Raw genomic sequence first — 17,400 nt, 5'->3', positions numbered from 1 at the left:
CCGCAGTTCTGCTTACTCGCTGCGGTCGGGGCTGGCGGGCGGCACGAGGCCGGGGTTGGTGCTGTAGCCACGGTACTGGTCGCGCAGTTCGCGTTTCAGGACCTTGCCGGTCGCGCCGATGGGTAGCTGGTCGGTGACGACGGTCGCGTCGGGCAGCCACCACTTCGCGAATTTGGGCGCGATGAAGTCCGTCAGGGCGTCGTGCGTGACCGTCTGGCCGGGGCGGGGCACGACGATGGCCAGCGGGCGCTCGTCCCACTTGGGGTCGTCCATGGCGATCACGGCGCACATGGCGACCGCCGGGTGGGCCATGATGGCGTTCTCCAGATCGACGCTGCCGATCCACTCCCCGCCGCTCTTGATCAGGTCCTTGGCGCGGTCCTGAATGTGCATGTAGCCGCGCTCGTCCAGCGTGGCGATGTCGCCCGTGTCGAACCAGAGTTGCCCGTCGAGGTCGAAGAAGTTGCTCTGGCCCTCGCCCTTGAAGTAGCTGTTCGCCACCCACGGGCCGCGCGTGATCAGGCGGCCCATGGTCTTCCCGTCGTGCGGGAGGCGCTGCCCGTCGTCACTGAGGATCTCCAGTTCGATCAGGGGCACGGTGCGGCCCTGCTTGGCGCGCAGGGTGAAGCCCTCGTCGCTGGTGGGGTCCACGCCGGCCGGGACGGCGCTGGCGGTGCCCAGCGGGTGCGTTTCGGTCATGCCCCAGGCCTGCAGCAGGCTCAGGCGGTGGCGGTCCGAGAAGGCGCGGATCATGCTCTCGGGCGCGGCGCTGCCGCCCACGATCAGGCGTTCCACGCGGCTCAGGTCGTAGGGGTGCCCGTCGGCGGCGGCGCGGTCCAGTTCGCCCAGCAGGCCCATCCAGATGGTCGGTACGCCCGCCGTGATCGTCACCTGCTCGTCCCGCAGGAGGCTGGCGACGCTGCGGCCGTCCGCGAACACCCCGGCGTACACCTGCTTGGCGCCGTACATGGCGCAGGTGTACGGCAGGCCCCAGGCGTTCACGTGGAACATCGGCACGATGGGCAGCACGCTGTCGGCCTCACCGACGTTCAGGGCGTCCTTGGGCGCGCTGACCATCGAGTGCAGCAGCGTGGAGCGGTGCGTGTACACCACGCCCTTGGGGTTGCCGGTCGTGCCGCTGGTGTAACACATGGCGGCCGCGTCGGTCTCCTGAATCTGCGGGTAGCGGGCCAGCGGGGCGCTGTCCGCCACGAACGTGTCGTAGTCGGCCACGCCGGGCAGCGGGATGGGCTGCGGCGTCGGCCCCAGCACGAACACGTGCTCCAGTTTCGGGCAGGCGGCCTTCAGGGCGGGGATCATCGCGGCGAACACGTTCTCGATCAGCAGCACGCGGTCCTCGGCGTGGTTCAGGATCCAGGCGATCTGCTCGGGGTGCAGGCGGATGTTCACGGTGTGCAGCACCAGCCCGGCGCTGGGCACGCCCAGGTACGCCTCCAGGTGCCGGAACGAGTTCACGGCCAGCGTCGCCACGCGGTCGCCGCTCTGCAGGCCCAGGCCCAGCAGTCCGGCCGCGAGGCGCAGCGAGCGGTCCGCGACCTGCCCGTACGTGGTGCGGTGCTTGTGCGCCACCGGGTTGCCCTGCTCGTCACGGCCGGCGACCAGCAGGCTGACGACCTCACGGGCGGCGTACTGCGTGCGGATGCGTTCGAGAATGGTCGGTACGGTCAGCTGAACGTCCATCATGTTGCCTTGCATGGAAACCTCCGTGGGTGCGCTGCCCTGCGGACCACGGGCGGCCCGGCCAGCGTCACCAGACTGCTGAGAATGCCGGGAGTATAAGGAAAATTGAACCCGCACCAGCCGCGGGCGGGTTCCGGCGTGGGGGACACCGGGCCGTGGTGGCGGGACCATTCCCGCCACCACCCCCCGGCGACACTCAGCGCGCGACGAGGACCAGCATTCCGCGCCCGCACAGGCCGTACGTGGCGTTCTCGCCGCCGACGCCCGTCGCGGCGTTCAGGTCCACCTGTCCCGCACCTTCCGCCCAGGAGCAGGTATCGGTTACGCGGTACCAGCTGCGGCCCGCGCCGGGCCACGGCAACGTGAAGTTCACGTTCCCGGACCAGCCGTTGTACGCCACGTAGATCGCGCCCGCCGGATCGGCGAACTCGGTCCCGTCGAGGCGGTACGCGAGCGCGTGGTTGTTCGCGTCGTTGAAGTAGGCGCTGTCCGCCACCGCGCCGTCCGGCCTGAACCAGCGCAGCTGCTCCATGGCGTTCCCGTTCGTGTCGGTCGCCGCGTAGAAGTTCGCGGGCCGCAGCGCCGGGTGCGCGGCGCGGAACGCCAGCAGGTTCTGCGTGAAGGTCCGGAACGTCGCGCCGTCCGCGCTGGCCGTGACGGGCAGCCAGTTGGCGCTGGAATCCAGGTTGTACGGGTTGTTGTTGCAGTTCACCGAGCGCAGGATCTCGTCCCCGCCGGTCAGCATGGGCGTCCCGGCACTCAGCAGCAGCAGCGCCATGCCGTTGCGCGCTGCCTTGCGCTGATCGGCCGCCACGCCGCCCTGATCCCAGGAGTGGTTGTTGTCCTCGCCGCCGTCGGACGGACCGTACGGCCACGCCTGCGTGTTGTTCTTGGTCGTGCAGCGGTACAGGTCCGCGTGCGTGAACCCGTCGTGCGCGACCATGAAGTTCACGGAATGCTGCGGGCGGCGCCCGTCGTCCCCGTACAGGTCGCTGGAACCCGACAGGCGGGACGCGAGCTGCCCCGGCGTGACCGGCTCCACGCCCATCTTGTTCTGATCCCGGCGCAGCGTGTCGCGGTACTGCCCGTTCCATTCGCTCCAGCCGGACGGGAAGTTCCCCACCTGGTACGAGTTCCCGCCGATGGCCCAGGGTTCGGCGATCAGGTCCACGCCGCTCCCGCCGCCCACCGGGCGGGGCGTCAGGTCCCGCGTGATCCGGTTCAGGGCGGTGCCGGCGTTCATCTTGTCGTAGTTGAAGCAGCCGCTCGTGCAGGTGTTGCCCAGCACGGACGCCAGATCGAAACGGAAACCGTCCACGCCCAGTTCGTCCCGCCAGTACTTCAGGGAATCCACGATCAGGTTCTGCGCCGCCGCGCCGAAGGTATTGAAGTTCGCGCCGATTCCGGTGTTGTCCCAGTAGTTCTGACCGTCGCCGGTCAGGGTGTAGTACGCGGCGTTGTCCAGCCCCCGCCACGACAGGATGGTCGCGGTGTCGTTCGGTCCCCAGGTGCCGCCCTCGGCGGTGTGGTTGTACACCACGTCGATGAACACCTTGATGCCCTGATCGTGGAACGCCTTGACCATCGCGCGGAATTCCTTCGTGGGGCCGCCCGCCGTCTGGTCGCAGGCGTAACGGCGGTCCGGGGCGAAGTAGTTCGTGGTCATGTAGCCCCAGTAGTTGTCACCCGTCGTGCCGGTCGCCGAGCGGCCGCTGGCGGCGTCGGTCACGTCGTTGGCGTCGTTGTCGGTTTCCTGTACGGGCAGGAATTCCACGGCCGTCACGCCCAGCGCCTTCAGGCTGGCGGCCCGCGCGGCGGCGCCCGCGTACGTGCCCGCGCAGGACACGCTGGCGTCCCCCTTCGTCAGGCCGCGCAGGTGAACCTCATACACCACGTCGTCCTTCAGCGAGCGGGTGGGTCTGGTACCCACGGCGGCAGTGGTGCTGCTCAGCACGATGCCCTTGGGCGCCGCGCGGCCACTGTCGAGCGCGCGGTTCGCCGCGCCGGTCGCGTACACCGCGTTCGAGTACACCCCGCTGGCCGGACCCTGCGGGTCGTGGCTGACCTCCAGCGCGTACGGGTCGAGCAGCAGCTTGTTCGGGTTGAAGCGGTTCCCGCTGGCGTCCACGTCGCTCACGAAGCCCACGCTGCTGCCCTTGCTCCAGCTGGCGTTGTACGGCCAGTTCGGGCCCCAGGCGCGGTACCCGTAGTACACCGTGCCGATGCCCGCACCGGTCAGGCTGCTGACCGGCACGGTGACCGACCAGACGTTCGTGCTGGCGTTCTTCGTCAGGGTGTAGCGCAGCTTCTCGTCGGCGCCGCTGCGGGCGGCGTACAGGTTCACTTCCAGCCGCGTGGCGCGCGACGAGTACACCCGGAACGTCAGGTGCGTCGTGCCGGTCGCGGTGCCCGCCGCGTCGGTGTAGCGGGCGCCCAGACTGGTCGGACTGAGCGCCTGCGCGGCCAGCCCGTCAGGCCGGGCCGGCGCCGGGGCCGGAGAGGGAGCGCCGCAGGCACTCAGCAGCGCGGTGACCGTCAGGGTCAGGGCGGGGCGGGACAGCAGGGCAGGACGGTACATGACAGACCTCCGGCCCACGGTCGGGCCGAGACAGGAAGAAGCCGTGATCACAGGCGAACACGGCGGGAACATCGGGAGCGATTCCACGATGGTGTACCACGCCGGCCCGCCGGTGCGGAAGCGCGGCCGGTCACCTGCCGCGCCGCCCTGCCCACGACCCCCACCCCCCTCACCGGAAGCTGTCAGCCGGAGTCCGTCTCATACCGACTCCGATTGAATGGGCTGCAAAGCCCGCTGGGTCCAGGCAAAGCGACTCGGAGAGCTGCTCCGCAGAGTGGGAGAGGGGCGGGTTCCGGATTGTCGGCGAAACAAACGCCAGTCCGTATCAGGAGCGGCCCAGCAGGTACAGTTCCAGGATCTGCACGGCGGCCGCCTCGTCCTCGTCGGCGGCGCCCAGGTCGCGGGCGCGGCGGGTCGTGAAGCGTTCGTCCTGGTACTCGACCGCGTAGCCCTTCTCGGTCAGGATCTTCCCGAAGGCGCGGACGCGGTCGGCGGCCGGGCTGTGCGCGCCGTCGGTGCGCAGCGGCAGGCCCAGCAGCAGCAGGGTCGCGCCGGTCTCGGCGACCTTCAGGCGCACGGCCTTCAGGTCCAGCGGCAGCCGCTTGCGGTCCACGCTGCCCCGTCCGAACGCCAGCCGGCCCGCGTTCACCGCGAACCCGATTCGGTTCTTGCTGACGTCCAGCGCCAGGATCACGGGAGGGGAGGCATCGGGGGCCGGGTGGGGGTCGCTCACGCGGGCGAGTGTACCGCGCGCCCCGGCAGGCGGTACCCTGACGGGCATGACCCAAACGAGCGTTATTGCCGCGCACACCCGCGCGGGCGTCCGGACCCTGACCCTGAACCGCCCGGACCGCCTGAACGCCGCGAACGACGAACTGCTGCTCGCCCTGACCGCCGAACTGCGCGCCGCCGACGCCGACAGCGCCGTGCGGGTCGTGGTGATCACCGGGGCCGGGCGTGGCTTCTGCGCCGGGCAGGACCTCGGGGACGTGTCGGGCCGCGACATGACCTTCACCGAGCACCTGAACGCCACGTACAACCCCCTGATCCGCACCATCCGCGCCCTGGGCAAACCCGTGATCACCGCCGTGAACGGCGTGGCTGCCGGGGCCGGAGCGAGCCTCGCCCTCAGCGGCGACATCCGCCTGTGGGCGCAGTCCGCCAGTCTGATCGAGGTGTTCAGCAACATCGCCCTCGTTCCGGATTCCGGCAGTACGTGGTTCCTGCCGCGCCTTGTGGGCTACCACCGCGCCTTCGAGATGATGGCCCTGGCCGAGCGCGTCCGGGCCGACGACGCCCTGCGCCTGGGCCTGTGCGAGCAGGTCTACCCGGACGAGACCTTCGTGCAGGACGTGCAGGCCTACGCCGAACGCCTCGCGGCGCGCCCCGCGCACGCCCTGAACCTCACCAAGCAGGCCCTGAACGCCGCAATGACCGGCACCCTCGACCAGGCCCTCGACGAGGAAGCCCGCCTGCAACAACTCGCCGGCGACCACTGGGAACACGAGGAGGGCGTGACCGCCTTCAAGGAAAAACGTCCCGCACAGTTCGTGCGGGACGTGAATTCACCGGATCAGTAAGCAGGCGGGGCAGAGGCTGTTGACCATCAGCCATCAGCCGTTCACTTCTCCAGCGGATCGGGGTTGCGGCTGGCGGCCTTGCCTTCCTCGATGGTGTTGCGGTGGCGGGCCATGTCGTCGCGGGCAGCCTCGTTGCCCATGCTGGCAGTCTGGTCGCCCAGCGGGAGTTTCTCGTCGCTGTGCTGCACGGTCGGGTCGGGCGTGGTGGGGACGGGGGTATCGGTGTCTTTCGTCATGCGGACCTCCGGAGTCGGTTGCGGGGTGGGGTGCTGGGTCGGGTGGGGAACGGCGGCTGGCACGGTCGGTTCGGTCCGGGGCGCGGGTGCGCTGCCGGGGGTGGCCGCGCTGACCAGTCCGGTGTCGGTGGCCGGGCCGGGCATGTCCTGTTCGGGGTCGGCGCCGAGTTCGGTGATCAGGCGTTCACGGGCGCGGATTTCTTCCTCGACGCGGCGGATGTCCTCGCGCACGCCGTTCAGGACCTCGACCTCGGCGCCGGCGTGGTACGAGCGGCCCAGGCGGGCGTACAGGGCGTCGAGTTCCCGCGAGAGCTGAAAGACTTCCATGCGCAGGCGCGTGGCGTGCGCGACTTCCTCGCCGCGCCGCTGCACCCGTTCGGCCCCTCGTTTGACGGTATTCAGGATGTTGTCCAGCATGGCCCCAGTGTGCCGCACGCGCGGGTCCGGGCGCGTGAGGGGCCGCCCAGGAAACCTTGGGGCAACCGCGCCGGGACCGTGGGGGAAGCGCGCCGGGGGCCAGGGGAGGGGGCCACCTTGCGCCAACCCTGACGGCGGTACAGTGGGCGGCAATGAATGCTGCTGAGACCCGCGCCCTGCTGGGCGCCCTGCGTGACGCCCTGGGCCGGGGGCAACAGGCGGCCATCGCGACCGTGGTTGGCGTGCACGGCAGCGCGTACCGCCGCGAGGGCACCCGCATGCTGGTGCTGGATGACGGCGCGCAGGTGTGCATGCTGTCCGGCGGCTGCCTGGAGGCCGAGGTGGTCGAGGTGGCCCTGGAGGTCATCCGCACGGGCGTGCCGACCGTCACGCACTACGACCTGTCCGAGGACGCCACCTGGGGCCTGGGGATCGGCTGCGGCGGCAGCGTGGACGTGCGCGTGGAGCGCGTGGACGCCCATGATCCGGTCACGGCGGCGTGGCTCTCGGCGCTGGAGGCGGGCCGCGCGGCGGCGCTGGTCGTGCCCCTGCGCGGCGAGGGGCGCGCGCTGGTGCTGCCCGGCGCCGAGGGAATGGACGCTCAGGTGCTGGGCACCCTGAGCGGCGACCTGCACGCCCCGGCGGTCGCGGCGGCGCTGGACCGCCTGGGCAGCCGCGAACCGCGCGCCGCGACCCTGACCCTGCCGGGCGTGGACGGCGAGGAGGGCACGCCGGTCTTCATCGACCTGAGCAGCCCGCCGCCGCAGCTGGTGCTGTACGGCGCCGGGCACGACGCCATGCCGCTCTCGGCGCAGGCACACGCGCTGGGCTACGACGTGCATGTGATCGACCCGCGCGGCGCGTACCTGACGCCCGGCCGCTTTCCCGGCGCGACCCTGCATGACCTGAGCCCCGAGGACCTGGGGGCGTTCACGCCGTCGCCGCGCGCGCACCTGATCGTCATGAACCACCACGTGGACCGGGACCGGGTCTGCCTGCGGCACGCGCTGGAATCCGGCGCGGAGTACGTGGGCGTGCTCGGCCCGCGCAGCCGCTCTCTGGACCTGCTCGCCGCGCTGGCGGGTGAGGGCGTGACCTTCACGGACACGCAACTCGGGCGCCTGCGTTCACCCATCGGCCTGCGCCTGGGGGCCGAGGCACCCGAGGAAGTCGCGCTGAGCATCCTGGCGGAACTCATGGCGTGGCGGCGCGGGTACGACGGTTCGTTCCTGAGCGGGCACGCGGGCCGCATCCACCACGCGCCCACCCACCCGGCCGCGCCCTCCAGCTGAACCCACCGGGCGGGGCGGGAGCAGGCAGGCCGGGCGTTCCCGCGCGGGTTGCAGGGTCGTTCCCGGCCCGGTACCGGCCCCGCGCGGCGGGCGCCTGCTTGACTGGAGCATGTCTCATGAACTGCCGGAACAGAACCTGCCGCTGACCGACCTGCCCACCACCGACCTGAGCGACCTGTACCCGGACGCCCCGGTGTTCGCGCCGGTCTTTCAGGAGTTCGGGGGTCGCCCACGCTTCACGGGGCGGGCCGTCACGCTGCGTGTCCACGAGAACAACCCGCTGGTCCGCGAGCGGCTGGGCACGCCCGGCGAGGGCCGTGTGCTGGTCGTGGACGGCGGCGGCAGCCTGAACTGCGCGCTGCTGGGCGGGCAGCTGGGCGAACTGGCCGAGCAGGGCGGCTGGGCGGGCGTGATCGTGAACGGCTGCGTGCGCGACACGGCCGAGCTGCGCGGCCTGAACGTCGGCATCCGCGCGCTGGCCGTGCATCCACGCCGCAGCGGCAAGGTGGCGACCGGCGAGCGTGACGTGCCCGTGACCTTCGCGGGCGTGACCGTGAACCCCGGCGACCTGATCAGCGCCGACGAGGACGGCATCCTGATCCTGCCGTCCGCGCTGGGCTGAGCGCCGCTGCCGGGTCCGGGCGGGCAGACGCTACTCTGACGGGCATGACCCGCCCGCCCTCCCGCTTCCGGCCCCTGTGGGTGGCGCTGGGGTTCGTGCTGTGCGCCTTCGGGGTGCTGGGCCTGATCCTGCCGGGCTTTCCCGGCACCGTGTGGTTCATCCTGGCGGCCGCCGCCTTCTCGCGCGGCGATCCGCGCTGGGAGGCGTGGCTGCTGTCACGCCCGGTGGTCGGCACGCTGGTTGCGGATTACCGCGCCGGGCGGGGCATGCCGCTGCGCGCCAAGTGGATCGCCTGCGTCTGCATCGTGCTGGCGGTGGGCCTGAGCCTGGGCCGCATCCCGGTGCTGGCCGGGCAGGTCGCGTGGGTGCTGGTGGGGCTGGCCGGGGTGCTGTTCATCACGCTGCGCGTTCCCACCCGGCGGGACACGCCGTGACGCGCGCCCGCTGGTCCTGGGCGGCGCTGCCGCTGCTGGCGCTGGGCGTGGCCGTCACGTCCCGGCACGCCCGGCGCCTGCCGCGCCGCATTCCGCCGCCCGGTCCGGTCCTGCCGCTCCCGGACGGCCCCACCCACACGCTGCTGAGCGGCGCCCCGGCCGCGCCGCCCCTGCTGCTGATCCACGGCAGCGACGGCGTGACCCTGGACTGGCCGCTGTGCCCGCTGTGGCCGCTGCTGGACGGCGCGTTCCTGATCGCCCCGGACCGCCCCGGTCACGGGTACACGCCCGCGCGGCCCGGCACGCCCGTCACGCTGGAGTTGAACGTGCGCCGCCTGACGCAGCTGCTCGACCACCTGAACGTCCCGCGGGTGACGGTGCTGGGCCACTCGTACGGCGCGGCGGTCGCGCTGGCCCTGGCCGCCCGGCACCCCGAGCGGGTCTCGGCGCTGGTGCTGGTCGCGCCGCTGTCGCACCCGGCGCGCGGCCTGACCCGCCCGCTGGCGTTCGTGCCGCTCGTGCCGGGCCTGGAGGCGCTATTGACCCGCGCGCTGCTGCTGCCGGTCGGGCGGATCGTGGCGCGCATCGAGGGCCGCCGCGCCTTCCACCCGCACCCGGTCCCGCCGGCGTGGCACGCGCTGATGCTGGCCTTCTCGCGCCGCCGCGCGCAGGTGCACGCCCTGGCCGGCGAGAACCGCAGCCTGGGCCGGGAACTCGCGGCCCTGCAAGCCCACTACCCGGCGCTGACGGTGCCGGTCACGGTGCTGGCGGGCCGGCAGGACCGGCTGTCGCCGCCCACGCAGCACGCCGACCGACTGACGCCCCTGCTGCCGGACGCCACGCAGCTCGACCTGCCCGGCGGCGGCCACCAGCTGCACTGGACCCACCCGCACGAGGTGGCGGACGCCGTGCGCGCCGCACTGGGGTTGACCTCACGGGCTTCCGGGCGGCCGGACGCGTAGACTCCGCTCATGCTGCAAGGTGTTCTGGCCCGCCTGGATGACTCCGGGAATCACGTTCCGCGGTTCACGCCGCTCCGCTGCCTGCTGGACCGGCAGGCGGTCGGCGGGTGCGACGCCTGCCACGCCACCTGCCCGCACGAGGCCATCAGCGTCGGCATGGTTGGCTCCAGCATCCAGATCGACGCGGACCTGTGCACCGGCTGCGGCCTGTGCGTGCAGGTCTGCCCGACCGGCGCGCTGGAATACAACCTGCTGCCGTCCCTCCAGAGCGTCAAGGACCAGCAGGCCCAGCCGGGCCGCCCGGCGCAGGACGCCAGCCTGACCTGCTCGCAGAGCGGCGCGGGCGGCCCCAGCCTGCCCTGCCTGGGCCGCGTGACCCCCGCGCTGCTGTCGGCGGCCGGCGCGTGGAACACGCCCCTGACCCTGATCCACGGGGCCTGCGACACCTGCGCGGTCGGCGCGCCCGACGTGCCGGCCCGTCTGGAGCGCGTGCTGGAGGAAACCCAGCGGCTGCGCGCCGCGACGGGTCGCCCGGCGCCGGTCACGGTGCGCCCGGTCACGCCGGACGACGCCGGCCGCGCCCTGAAAGTCTCGCGGCGCGGGGCGTTCGGCGCGATGTTCCGCGCGGCGGGGCAGCAGGTCGCGCAGAGCATCCCGGACAGCCCGCTGCCCTTCGTGGACTGGAGCGTGCCCGAGGACCGCACCCCGCAGGAGTGGAGCTGGCGCGCCCGCACCCTGAAACCCGCGCCGCCCGAGGACGCCGCCATTCACTGGCCCGCCCCGCTGGTGGACGACACCTGCATCGACTGCCCCGTGTGCGCGAACGTGTGCCCCACCGAGGCGATCACGCGCGACCTGCAACCCGACGGGGGCGTGCGGCTGCTGCTGAACCTCGCGGCCTGCACGGGCTGCATGGCGTGCCTGCACTCCTGCCCGCCGCAGGCGATTCACGCGCAGGACCACTGGCTGCCCGCCGCGTTCCGCGCGCCGATCCTGCTGCGCGAGAGCGACACGGTGATGTGACCTCCGGTGCCTGCTACGGACTCCGATTGAATGGGCTGCACAGCCCGCCCGGTCCGAGCGGATGCGACTCGTAAAGCTGCTCCGCAGAGTGGGAGCAACACGCCCCTCCGGACGTGGAGCCGGCAGGGGCGGTGAAGTTCCGGATTGCTGGCGAAACAGACGGAGTCCGTATGATCCCTCGCGGCGCGGCCCGCTATCCTGCCGGTCATGCGCCGCCTCCTGCTGATCTCCCTGCTGCTGCTGCCGGTCAGCGGAGCGCAGGCTCCCGCCCGGCCGGTCCCGGCGAGTTCTGAACCGGCGAGTCCTGAACCGGCGGGTTCCGGAACCGCGATGCCCGGAACGGCGTTGCAGCTGGCGCGTGAACCCGGCCTGAGTGCCGGGGTGCGCGCCGCGCTGCGCGACCTGCCGCCCGGCGTGCAGGTGGGCGTCCTGCTGCGCGAGGTGGGGGGCGGCCCGGTCCTGGAAGCGCAGGCGGCGGACGGGGCGTTCATTCCGGCCAGCACCGTCAAGCTCGTCACGGCGGCCGCCGTGCTGGCCGAACGGGGCGGCGCGGACGGCGAGTGGACGGCAGAACTGACCGTCCCGGCGGCGCAGGCGGGCCGCGCGGCCGTGAAGGCCGTCACGCTGCGCGGCAGCGGCGACCCGCTCCTGAGCGCCCGTGACGGCCCGTACAGCCTGCGGGCGCTGGCCCGGCAGGCACGCGCGCGCGGGCTGCGCTCGGTGGGCGAGGTCCGCCTGGACGACGCGGGCCTGAACGCCCCCAGTTTCGGGTCCCTGACGCTCGCCGAGCCCATGCCGGCGCTGCGCCTGAGCGACTGGAAGGACGACCCGCCCGCCAGCGTGGACGCGGCCCGCGCCCGCCTGGGCGCCGCGCTGATCGCCGAGCTGCGCCGCGCGGGCGTGACCGTCACGCGGGACACGCCGGGCCGGGCCGCGCCGTTCACGCCGTACCTGCCGCCCACCCCTCCGGCCGCCAGGGAGGGAGGGGTGGCCGAACCGGACCCGTTCGTGCCGGTCGCCCGCCGACCCGAGCAGGGCGTGGCGAGCGTCCGCAGCGGCTCTCCGTTCGAGGTGCTGGCCCGCACCCTGCGGCCCAGCGACAACCGCCTGTCCGAGGCGCTGCTGGCCACCCTGGCGCACCCGCCGGGCGGGAACGGCACGCTGGGCGGCGCGCTGGCCCGTGAGCGGGCGTTCCTGCGGCAGATCGGCGTGAATCTTGCGGGCGTGCGGCTGGCCGACGGCAGCGGCCTGGGCCGCGAGGCCCGCCTGAGCCCCCGCGCGCTGGGCACCCTGCTGACCGTCATGCACGACCTGCCGTACCCGACGCCCGCCGCGCAGCTCGCCGCCGTGAAGGCCGGTCAGCCGGCGCAGCTGCTGCCGGACGCGCTGTACCGCAGCCGGGGCAACGCGTTCGTCGAGGCGCTCCCGCAGGCCGGGACGGGCGAGGACGTGCCGGGCCGGACGGGGCGCGGCGGGACGCTGGCCCTGCGGCTGCGCGGCCTGGACCTCGACGTGCGCGCCAAGACCGGCACGCTGCCCGGCGTGAGCGCCCTGGCGGGGTACGTGACGGGCCGCAGCGGCCGCACCCTGGCCTTCGCGGTGCTGATGAATGGCCCCGAGGACACGCCGATCCTGACCCTGCGGGCCGTGCAGGACCGCGTGGTGCAGGCCATGGCGCAGGCCCACTGATACGGACTCCGATTGAATGGACTGCAAAGCCCGCCCGGTCCGAGCGGATGCAAGCAGGAGAGAAACGCCCCTCCGGACGTGGAGCCGGCAGGGACGGTGAAGTTCCGGATTGCCAGCGAAACAAACGGCAGTCCGTATGAGCCTGTCGGTATTTTCACTCGCTGGGCAGCCCCATCGTCTAGACTTGCGGGTGTGATGAGTGACGGGGCAGCAGGGGCAGGGATGACGGTGGTCGTGGCGACCGGCAACGCGGGCAAGGTCCGCGAGATCGACGAGGCGCTGGACGGTCTGGGCTGGACGCTGCGCGCCTTGGACGGCCTACCGCTGCCCGAGGAGACCGGCTCGACCTACGAGGAGAACGCCGCCCTGAAAGCCTGCGCGGCCGCGCACATGCTGAACCTGCCGGCGCTGGCCGACGACAGCGGCATCGAGGTCGAGGCGCTCGGCGGGGAGCCCGGCGTGTACAGCGCCCGTTACGGCAACGCCGAGAGCGACACGGAACGCAACGTGTTCCTGCTTGAGCGCCTGCGCGGGCAGAAGAACCGCCGCGCGAAGTTCGTGTCCGTGATCATCCTCGCGTACCCGGACGGGCACCTCGAGACGTACCGGGGTGAACTGCCCGGCACGCTGCTGGAAGGCCCGCGCGGCGAGAACGGCTTCGGGTACGACCCGCTGTTCGTGCCGGACGGCGACACCCGCACCCTGGCCGAGATGACCGTCGCCGAGAAGCGCGCTGTCAGCCACCGTGGGCAGGCGCTCGCGGCGCTGCGGGCCGCGCACCGCGCCGGGCTGCCGGAACGGGAAGTCAGTCAGCTCGGCTGACCCGCTTCGGCCGACCTGCTTCGGCCGACCTGCTTCGGCTGACCCGCGTTCAGGGACCGCTGGGACAACAGCAGGGAAACCTTCACTCTGGGGGCCGGGCGGCAGTCGCGCGGCCCCCGGCCCCGTACGGTGGGCCGCATGAGTGACCGTCACAGCACCTACCGCAGCATCCTGATCGGCCTTGTCGGCGGCGCGGCCGGCACCCTCGCCATGGGGCAGTACTGGACCCGCGTGGCGCCTGTCGTCGAGGGCAGCAGCGAGGGAGAGGACGGCGGCGGCCAGCAGCAGAAGCCGAAACCCGATCAGCATTCCATCGCCCCGCTCGGGCAGGTCCATGAACCCGGCGAGAGCAGCACCGCCGCCCTGGGCCGCCTCGCCTACGAGGGCGTGGCCGGGCACGCGCCCGGCAAGCAGACCCGCGCGGCCCTCAGCGAGGTCGTCCACTGGGGCATGGGCGCCGTCAGTGGCGGCCTGTACGGCGCACTGGCCGGGCGCGGCAACCCGGTCAAGGGCGCGGCGTTCGGCGTGGGCCTGTGGGCGCTGATCGACGAGGGCCTCGTGCCGCTGCTGGGCCTTCAGGACGGCCCGGCCGGCAGTCCGGCGCGCGGGCATGCCAACCGCCTGGGCGCGCACGTCGCCTACGGCCTGGGGCTGGGCCTGACCGTCCTGCTGCTGGACGCCGCGCTGCCCGAGGACTGACGGGCCGGCGCACCGGCTGGCAATCTTCAGGCCGCCGGGCGTTCACCGGGCGGCCTGTGGGGTGGGTCTTTGGTTTACGCCTGGGCGTGTTCGCGCACGTCGTTCTTCAGGCGCATCAGGATGGCGCCCATGCCGCGCAGGCGCATGGGGGTGATCAGTTCGGTCAGGCCCATGTCCATGTAGAACTGGTCCGGGACGCTCAGGATCTCGTCGGGCGTGGCGCCGCTGAGGGCCTCGTGCAGGATGCCGGCGTAGCCGCGCACGGTGGGGGCTTCCTCGGGCACCTTGAAGTACATGTTCACGCCGCCCTTCTCGTCGCGCTCGGTGACCAGGAAGAAGGGGCTGGTGCATTCCGGGACGGGTTGCAGGAATTCCGGGTGCTCGACGTACTTCTCAGGCAGGCCGGGCAGCTTCTTGCTGTATTCCAGCAGGGCCTGGAGGCGCAGGGCCTTGGGGGCGCTGCGGAACATGCTGACGATGCTCTGGAGTTTCTCGGGCAGGGGGGCGGGGGCGCTGTCGCTCATGCGGGTACTGTAGCGCCGGGGTGGGGGCGGGATTGGGTGGCCCTGTCCAGTTGACCTCTTTTGTCAATTGGTGGCCGGTGAGGGTACAATCGGTGGGCAAACCCGAGCGTCACCCGACACACCCGCCACAGGAGGCACCCCACATGGAATACGCAAAAGACGTACTGGTCAGCACCGACTGGGTCGCGCAGAACCTGAACACCCCCGGCATCCGCCTGATCGAGGTCGACGAGGACATCCTGCTGTACGACACCGGCCACATCCCCGGCGCCGTGAAACTCGACTGGCAGACCGACCTGTGGCACCCGGTCGAACGTGACTTCATCACGCCCGACAAGGTCAGCGACCTGCTGGGCCGCCTGGGCATCGGCGCCGACGACCAGATCATCCTGTACGGCGACAAGAGCAACTGGTGGGCCAGCTACGCCTACTGGTTCCTGAGCTACAGCGGCGTGAAGAACCTGAAACTCATGAACGGCGGCCGCCAGAAGTGGATGGCCGAGGGCCGCGAGACGACCACCGACGCCCCCACCGTGCAGGCCACCGAGTACCCCGCCCTGACCCGCGACGACAGCCTCCGCGCCTACCGCGACGAGGTCAAGGCCCACCTGAGCGCCGTGCAGGAAGGCAAGGGCGCCCTGGTCGACGTGCGCAGCCCCGATGAGTTCAGCGGCAAGGTCACGCACATGGCCAACTACCCGCAGGAAGGCGTGCTGCGCGGCGGCCACATTCCCGGCGCGCGTTCCATTCCCTGGGCGAAGGCCACCAACGAGGACGGCACCTTCAAGAGCGCCGAGGAACTCAAGGCCCTGTACGAGGGCGAGGGCGTCACGGCCGACAAGGACGTCATCGCGTACTGCCGCATCGCCGAGCGCAGCAGCCACAGCTGGTTCGTGCTGCGCGAACTGCTGGGCTACCCGAACGTCCGTAACTACGACGGCAGCTGGACCGAGTGGGGCAACGCCGTGGGCATGCCCATCGAGAAGAGCTACAGCGAAAGCTGAGCGCCGCTCCTGTCACCCCCCCCGCCCTGCGCGGGGGTGTTTTTTGTTGTCTGGACGTGTCCGGAAGGCGGGCCGCCTGACGCCCGCCTGACCCCGCAGGAACAGAGTATCCTGCGCTTTGAATCACAAATCAGTTGACGGTCCGCGTCATGTCGGGAAGATCGCCTGACCCGCCCGGACCGCCTGTGGAGGCCGATCCATGAAACAGACCCTGACCCTCGCCCTGGCGCTGCTGCTGGCCGCGCCCGCCGCCCACGCCCAGCCCACCTCGTTCAGCGCGCCGCTGTCCGTTCCCGGCGACCTGCGCCCCGACGCCCCCGAACTCGCCGCGCGCGGCCAGTACGCCGTGGGCGTCCGCACCCTGAACCTCGTCAACCCGGACCAGCTGGACATCGTGAAAGCCAAGGACGGCGTCGTGCCCCGCTACGACCGCCCCCTGACCGTCGAGGTCTGGTACCCCACCGCCGGCCGCAGCGGCAGCGGCCTGACCACCTACAGCGACGTGCTGGGCAGCGCCCCCGACAAACCCTTCCTGACGCGTGGCCGCGCCCACCGCTCCGCCCCGGCCCTTAAGGGCGAGGCGTTCCCGCTCGTGATCCTCTCGCACGGGTACGCCGGCAGCCGCGTCCTGATGACCTACCTCGCCGAGAACCTCGCCAGCAAGGGTTACGTCGTGGCGGCCATCGACCACACCGACAGCACCCACGGCAACCGCGCCGCCTTCGCCAGCACCCTGCTGAACCGCGCGCTCGATGACAACTTCGTGATCAGCGAGATGGCCCGCCTGGGCGCGCCGGGCAGCGGCTCGCCCCTGAGCGGCGTCGTGAACGCCGACCAGACCGCCATCGTCGGGTACTCCATGGGCGGGTACGGCGCCCTGAACGCCGCCGGCGCCGGGTTCGGCCCGCAGATGCTGCCGCTCGTGCCGGGCGGCGCGCTCGCCCAGCGGCAGGCCGGCAACTACACGCCCGACCCCCGCATCAAGGCCGTCGTCGCCATGGCCCCCTGGGGCGGTGACGCCGCCGTGCGCGGCATCGGCGTGAACTTCGGCGGCAAGTACGGCTTCTGGGAGGACGCCGGGCTCCAGAACCTCAAGGTGCCGACCCTGTTCATCGTCGGCGACCGCGACGACGTGTCCTGGTACGAGGGGGGCGTCAAACCGCTGTTCGAGAACGCCGTGAACGCCGAACGGTACATGCTGGTGTACCAGAACGCCCTGCACAACGTCGCGCCGAACCCCGCGCCCCCCGAAACGAACGGCAACTTCGACGAGTACATGCACTACGCCGAACCGGCCTGGGACAGCGCCCGCCTGAACAACCTCAACCAGCACTTCGTGACGGCGTTCCTGAACCTGAAGCTCAAGGGCGACCAGAGCGCCGCCGACTACCTGAACGTGCCGGTCCCCGTCTCCAACAACGCGAAGTACAGCCGCAACGCCGACGGCACCCCCAAGGCCGACGACACCTACTGGAAAGGCTTCAAGAACCGCACCGCGCGCGGCATGGAACTGTACCGCCTGATGCCCGCACAGTGAACTCCGCAGGCGCGCCCGGCGCCCCGGTCACCGTCCGCCGCACCCTCAACCGCGTCCATAGCGGCGACGGGCAGCTGACGGTGGACCTGCTCAGCAGCGGCGAGGTGCGGTTCAGCGTGACCGGCCCGGACGCCCCGCCGCTGGAGGGCACCTTCGGCACCCTCGAAGGGCTGATGGAGGCGGTGGCCGCCCACCCGGACGTGCCGCCCGCCCTGGCCGGCGCGCTCGTGTGGGAACTGGACCTGCTCGCCCTGCGCGGAGACGGCCCCAGCACCTGAAC

The 17,400-nt window shown here is 71.9% G+C and carries 17 protein-coding genes; 12 read left to right on the top strand and 5 right to left on the bottom strand.

Features of this window, described 5'->3' with window-relative positions:
• Window positions 1-12: 12 nt before the first annotated feature.
• The 3 genes from CBQ26_RS02335 to ruvX all read right to left on the bottom strand — a co-directional run bounded on the left by CBQ26_RS02335 (window position 13) and on the right by ruvX (window position 5,060).
• The gene (locus tag CBQ26_RS02335; RefSeq protein WP_088246998.1) at window positions 13-1,716 is read right to left on the bottom strand and encodes a long-chain fatty acid--CoA ligase; all 1,704 of its coding nucleotides are present in this window, start codon (window positions 1,714-1,716) and stop codon (window positions 13-15) included.
• A 181-nt stretch (window positions 1,717-1,897) separates the two neighbouring features.
• Window positions 1,898-4,279: an isoamylase gene (locus CBQ26_RS02330; protein WP_088246997.1), complete on the bottom strand. Its 2,382-nt coding sequence runs from the start codon at window positions 4,277-4,279 to the stop codon at window positions 1,898-1,900.
• Window positions 4,280-4,604: 325 nt separating this feature from the next.
• A complete protein-coding gene (gene ruvX / locus CBQ26_RS02325; protein ID WP_088246996.1) occupies window positions 4,605-5,060 on the bottom strand; it encodes a Holliday junction resolvase RuvX in 456 nt (151 codons plus the stop codon).
• On the opposite strand from ruvX, the gene CBQ26_RS02320 reads away from it, so the two are divergent.
• Window positions 5,059-5,859 (top strand): enoyl-CoA hydratase-related protein, encoded by an 801-nt coding sequence (locus tag CBQ26_RS02320; RefSeq protein ID WP_088246995.1) that lies wholly within the window; start codon window positions 5,059-5,061, stop codon window positions 5,857-5,859. The two genes, ruvX and CBQ26_RS02320, sit on opposite strands and share 2 nt — an antisense overlap.
• Window positions 5,860-5,900: 41 nt before the next feature.
• Here the strand turns inward: CBQ26_RS02320 and CBQ26_RS02315 are convergent, their stop codons facing one another.
• The gene (locus tag CBQ26_RS02315; RefSeq protein ID WP_088246994.1) at window positions 5,901-6,512 is read right to left on the bottom strand and encodes a hypothetical protein; all 612 of its coding nucleotides are present in this window, start codon (window positions 6,510-6,512) and stop codon (window positions 5,901-5,903) included.
• Between the two features lie 152 nt (window positions 6,513-6,664).
• Here CBQ26_RS02315 and CBQ26_RS02310 point away from each other — a divergent pair, with 152 nt between their 5' ends.
• The 8 genes from CBQ26_RS02310 to CBQ26_RS02275 all read left to right on the top strand — a co-directional run bounded on the left by CBQ26_RS02310 (window position 6,665) and on the right by CBQ26_RS02275 (window position 14,055).
• Window positions 6,665-7,804, top strand: a complete 1,140-nt coding sequence (locus CBQ26_RS02310; RefSeq protein WP_088246993.1) for an XdhC family protein — start codon at window positions 6,665-6,667, stop codon at window positions 7,802-7,804.
• A gap of 109 nt (window positions 7,805-7,913) precedes the next feature.
• Complete coding sequence (gene rraA, locus CBQ26_RS02305; protein ID WP_088246992.1) at window positions 7,914-8,426, top strand: ribonuclease E activity regulator RraA; 513 nt, start codon at window positions 7,914-7,916, stop codon at window positions 8,424-8,426.
• 44 nt (window positions 8,427-8,470) lie between these two features.
• Window positions 8,471-8,860 (top strand): YbaN family protein, encoded by a 390-nt coding sequence (locus CBQ26_RS02300; RefSeq protein ID WP_088246991.1) that lies wholly within the window; start codon window positions 8,471-8,473, stop codon window positions 8,858-8,860.
• Window positions 8,857-9,822 (top strand): alpha/beta fold hydrolase, encoded by a 966-nt coding sequence (locus CBQ26_RS02295; protein ID WP_088246990.1) that lies wholly within the window; start codon window positions 8,857-8,859, stop codon window positions 9,820-9,822. Before CBQ26_RS02300 ends, CBQ26_RS02295 begins: the two co-directional genes overlap by 4 nt.
• A gap of 9 nt (window positions 9,823-9,831) precedes the next feature.
• Window positions 9,832-10,845 (top strand): 4Fe-4S dicluster domain-containing protein, encoded by a 1,014-nt coding sequence (locus tag CBQ26_RS02290; protein WP_088246989.1) that lies wholly within the window; start codon window positions 9,832-9,834, stop codon window positions 10,843-10,845.
• Window positions 10,846-11,052: 207 nt separating this feature from the next.
• Entirely contained in the window at window positions 11,053-12,534 is a 1,482-nt protein-coding gene (locus tag CBQ26_RS02285) for a D-alanyl-D-alanine carboxypeptidase (protein ID WP_088246988.1), read from the top strand.
• Between the two features lie 222 nt (window positions 12,535-12,756).
• Window positions 12,757-13,356, top strand: coding sequence for an RdgB/HAM1 family non-canonical purine NTP pyrophosphatase (gene rdgB, locus CBQ26_RS02280; RefSeq protein ID WP_088246987.1), 600 nt, complete (start codon window positions 12,757-12,759; stop codon window positions 13,354-13,356).
• Window positions 13,357-13,494: 138 nt separating this feature from the next.
• Window positions 13,495-14,055, top strand: coding sequence for a hypothetical protein (locus tag CBQ26_RS02275; protein ID WP_088246986.1), 561 nt, complete (start codon window positions 13,495-13,497; stop codon window positions 14,053-14,055).
• Between the two features lie 74 nt (window positions 14,056-14,129).
• Here CBQ26_RS02275 and CBQ26_RS02270 read toward each other — a convergent pair whose 3' ends face one another.
• A complete protein-coding gene (locus CBQ26_RS02270; protein ID WP_088246985.1) occupies window positions 14,130-14,579 on the bottom strand; it encodes a SufE family protein in 450 nt (149 codons plus the stop codon).
• Between the two features lie 143 nt (window positions 14,580-14,722).
• Here CBQ26_RS02270 and CBQ26_RS02265 point away from each other — a divergent pair, with 143 nt between their 5' ends.
• The 3 genes from CBQ26_RS02265 (at window position 14,723) to CBQ26_RS02255 (ending at window position 17,398) form a co-directional block, all read left to right on the top strand.
• On the top strand, window positions 14,723-15,583 hold the full coding sequence (locus CBQ26_RS02265) for a sulfurtransferase (RefSeq protein WP_088246984.1): 861 nt from the start codon (window positions 14,723-14,725) through the stop codon (window positions 15,581-15,583).
• A 199-nt stretch (window positions 15,584-15,782) separates the two neighbouring features.
• A complete protein-coding gene (locus CBQ26_RS02260) occupies window positions 15,783-17,120 on the top strand; it encodes an alpha/beta hydrolase family protein (protein WP_088246983.1) in 1,338 nt (445 codons plus the stop codon).
• Window positions 17,117-17,398, top strand: coding sequence for a hypothetical protein (locus CBQ26_RS02255; protein WP_088246982.1), 282 nt, complete (start codon window positions 17,117-17,119; stop codon window positions 17,396-17,398). Before CBQ26_RS02260 ends, CBQ26_RS02255 begins: the two co-directional genes overlap by 4 nt.
• The last annotated feature ends 2 nt before the right edge of the window (window positions 17,399-17,400 follow it).

The organism is Deinococcus indicus (assembly GCF_002198095.1).
In the GTDB taxonomy this organism is placed as follows: Bacteria; Deinococcota; Deinococci; order Deinococcales; family Deinococcaceae; genus Deinococcus; species Deinococcus caeni.
The sequence above is the reverse complement of the archived record's forward strand: the minus strand, read 5'-3'. Positions and strand labels throughout refer to the sequence as shown.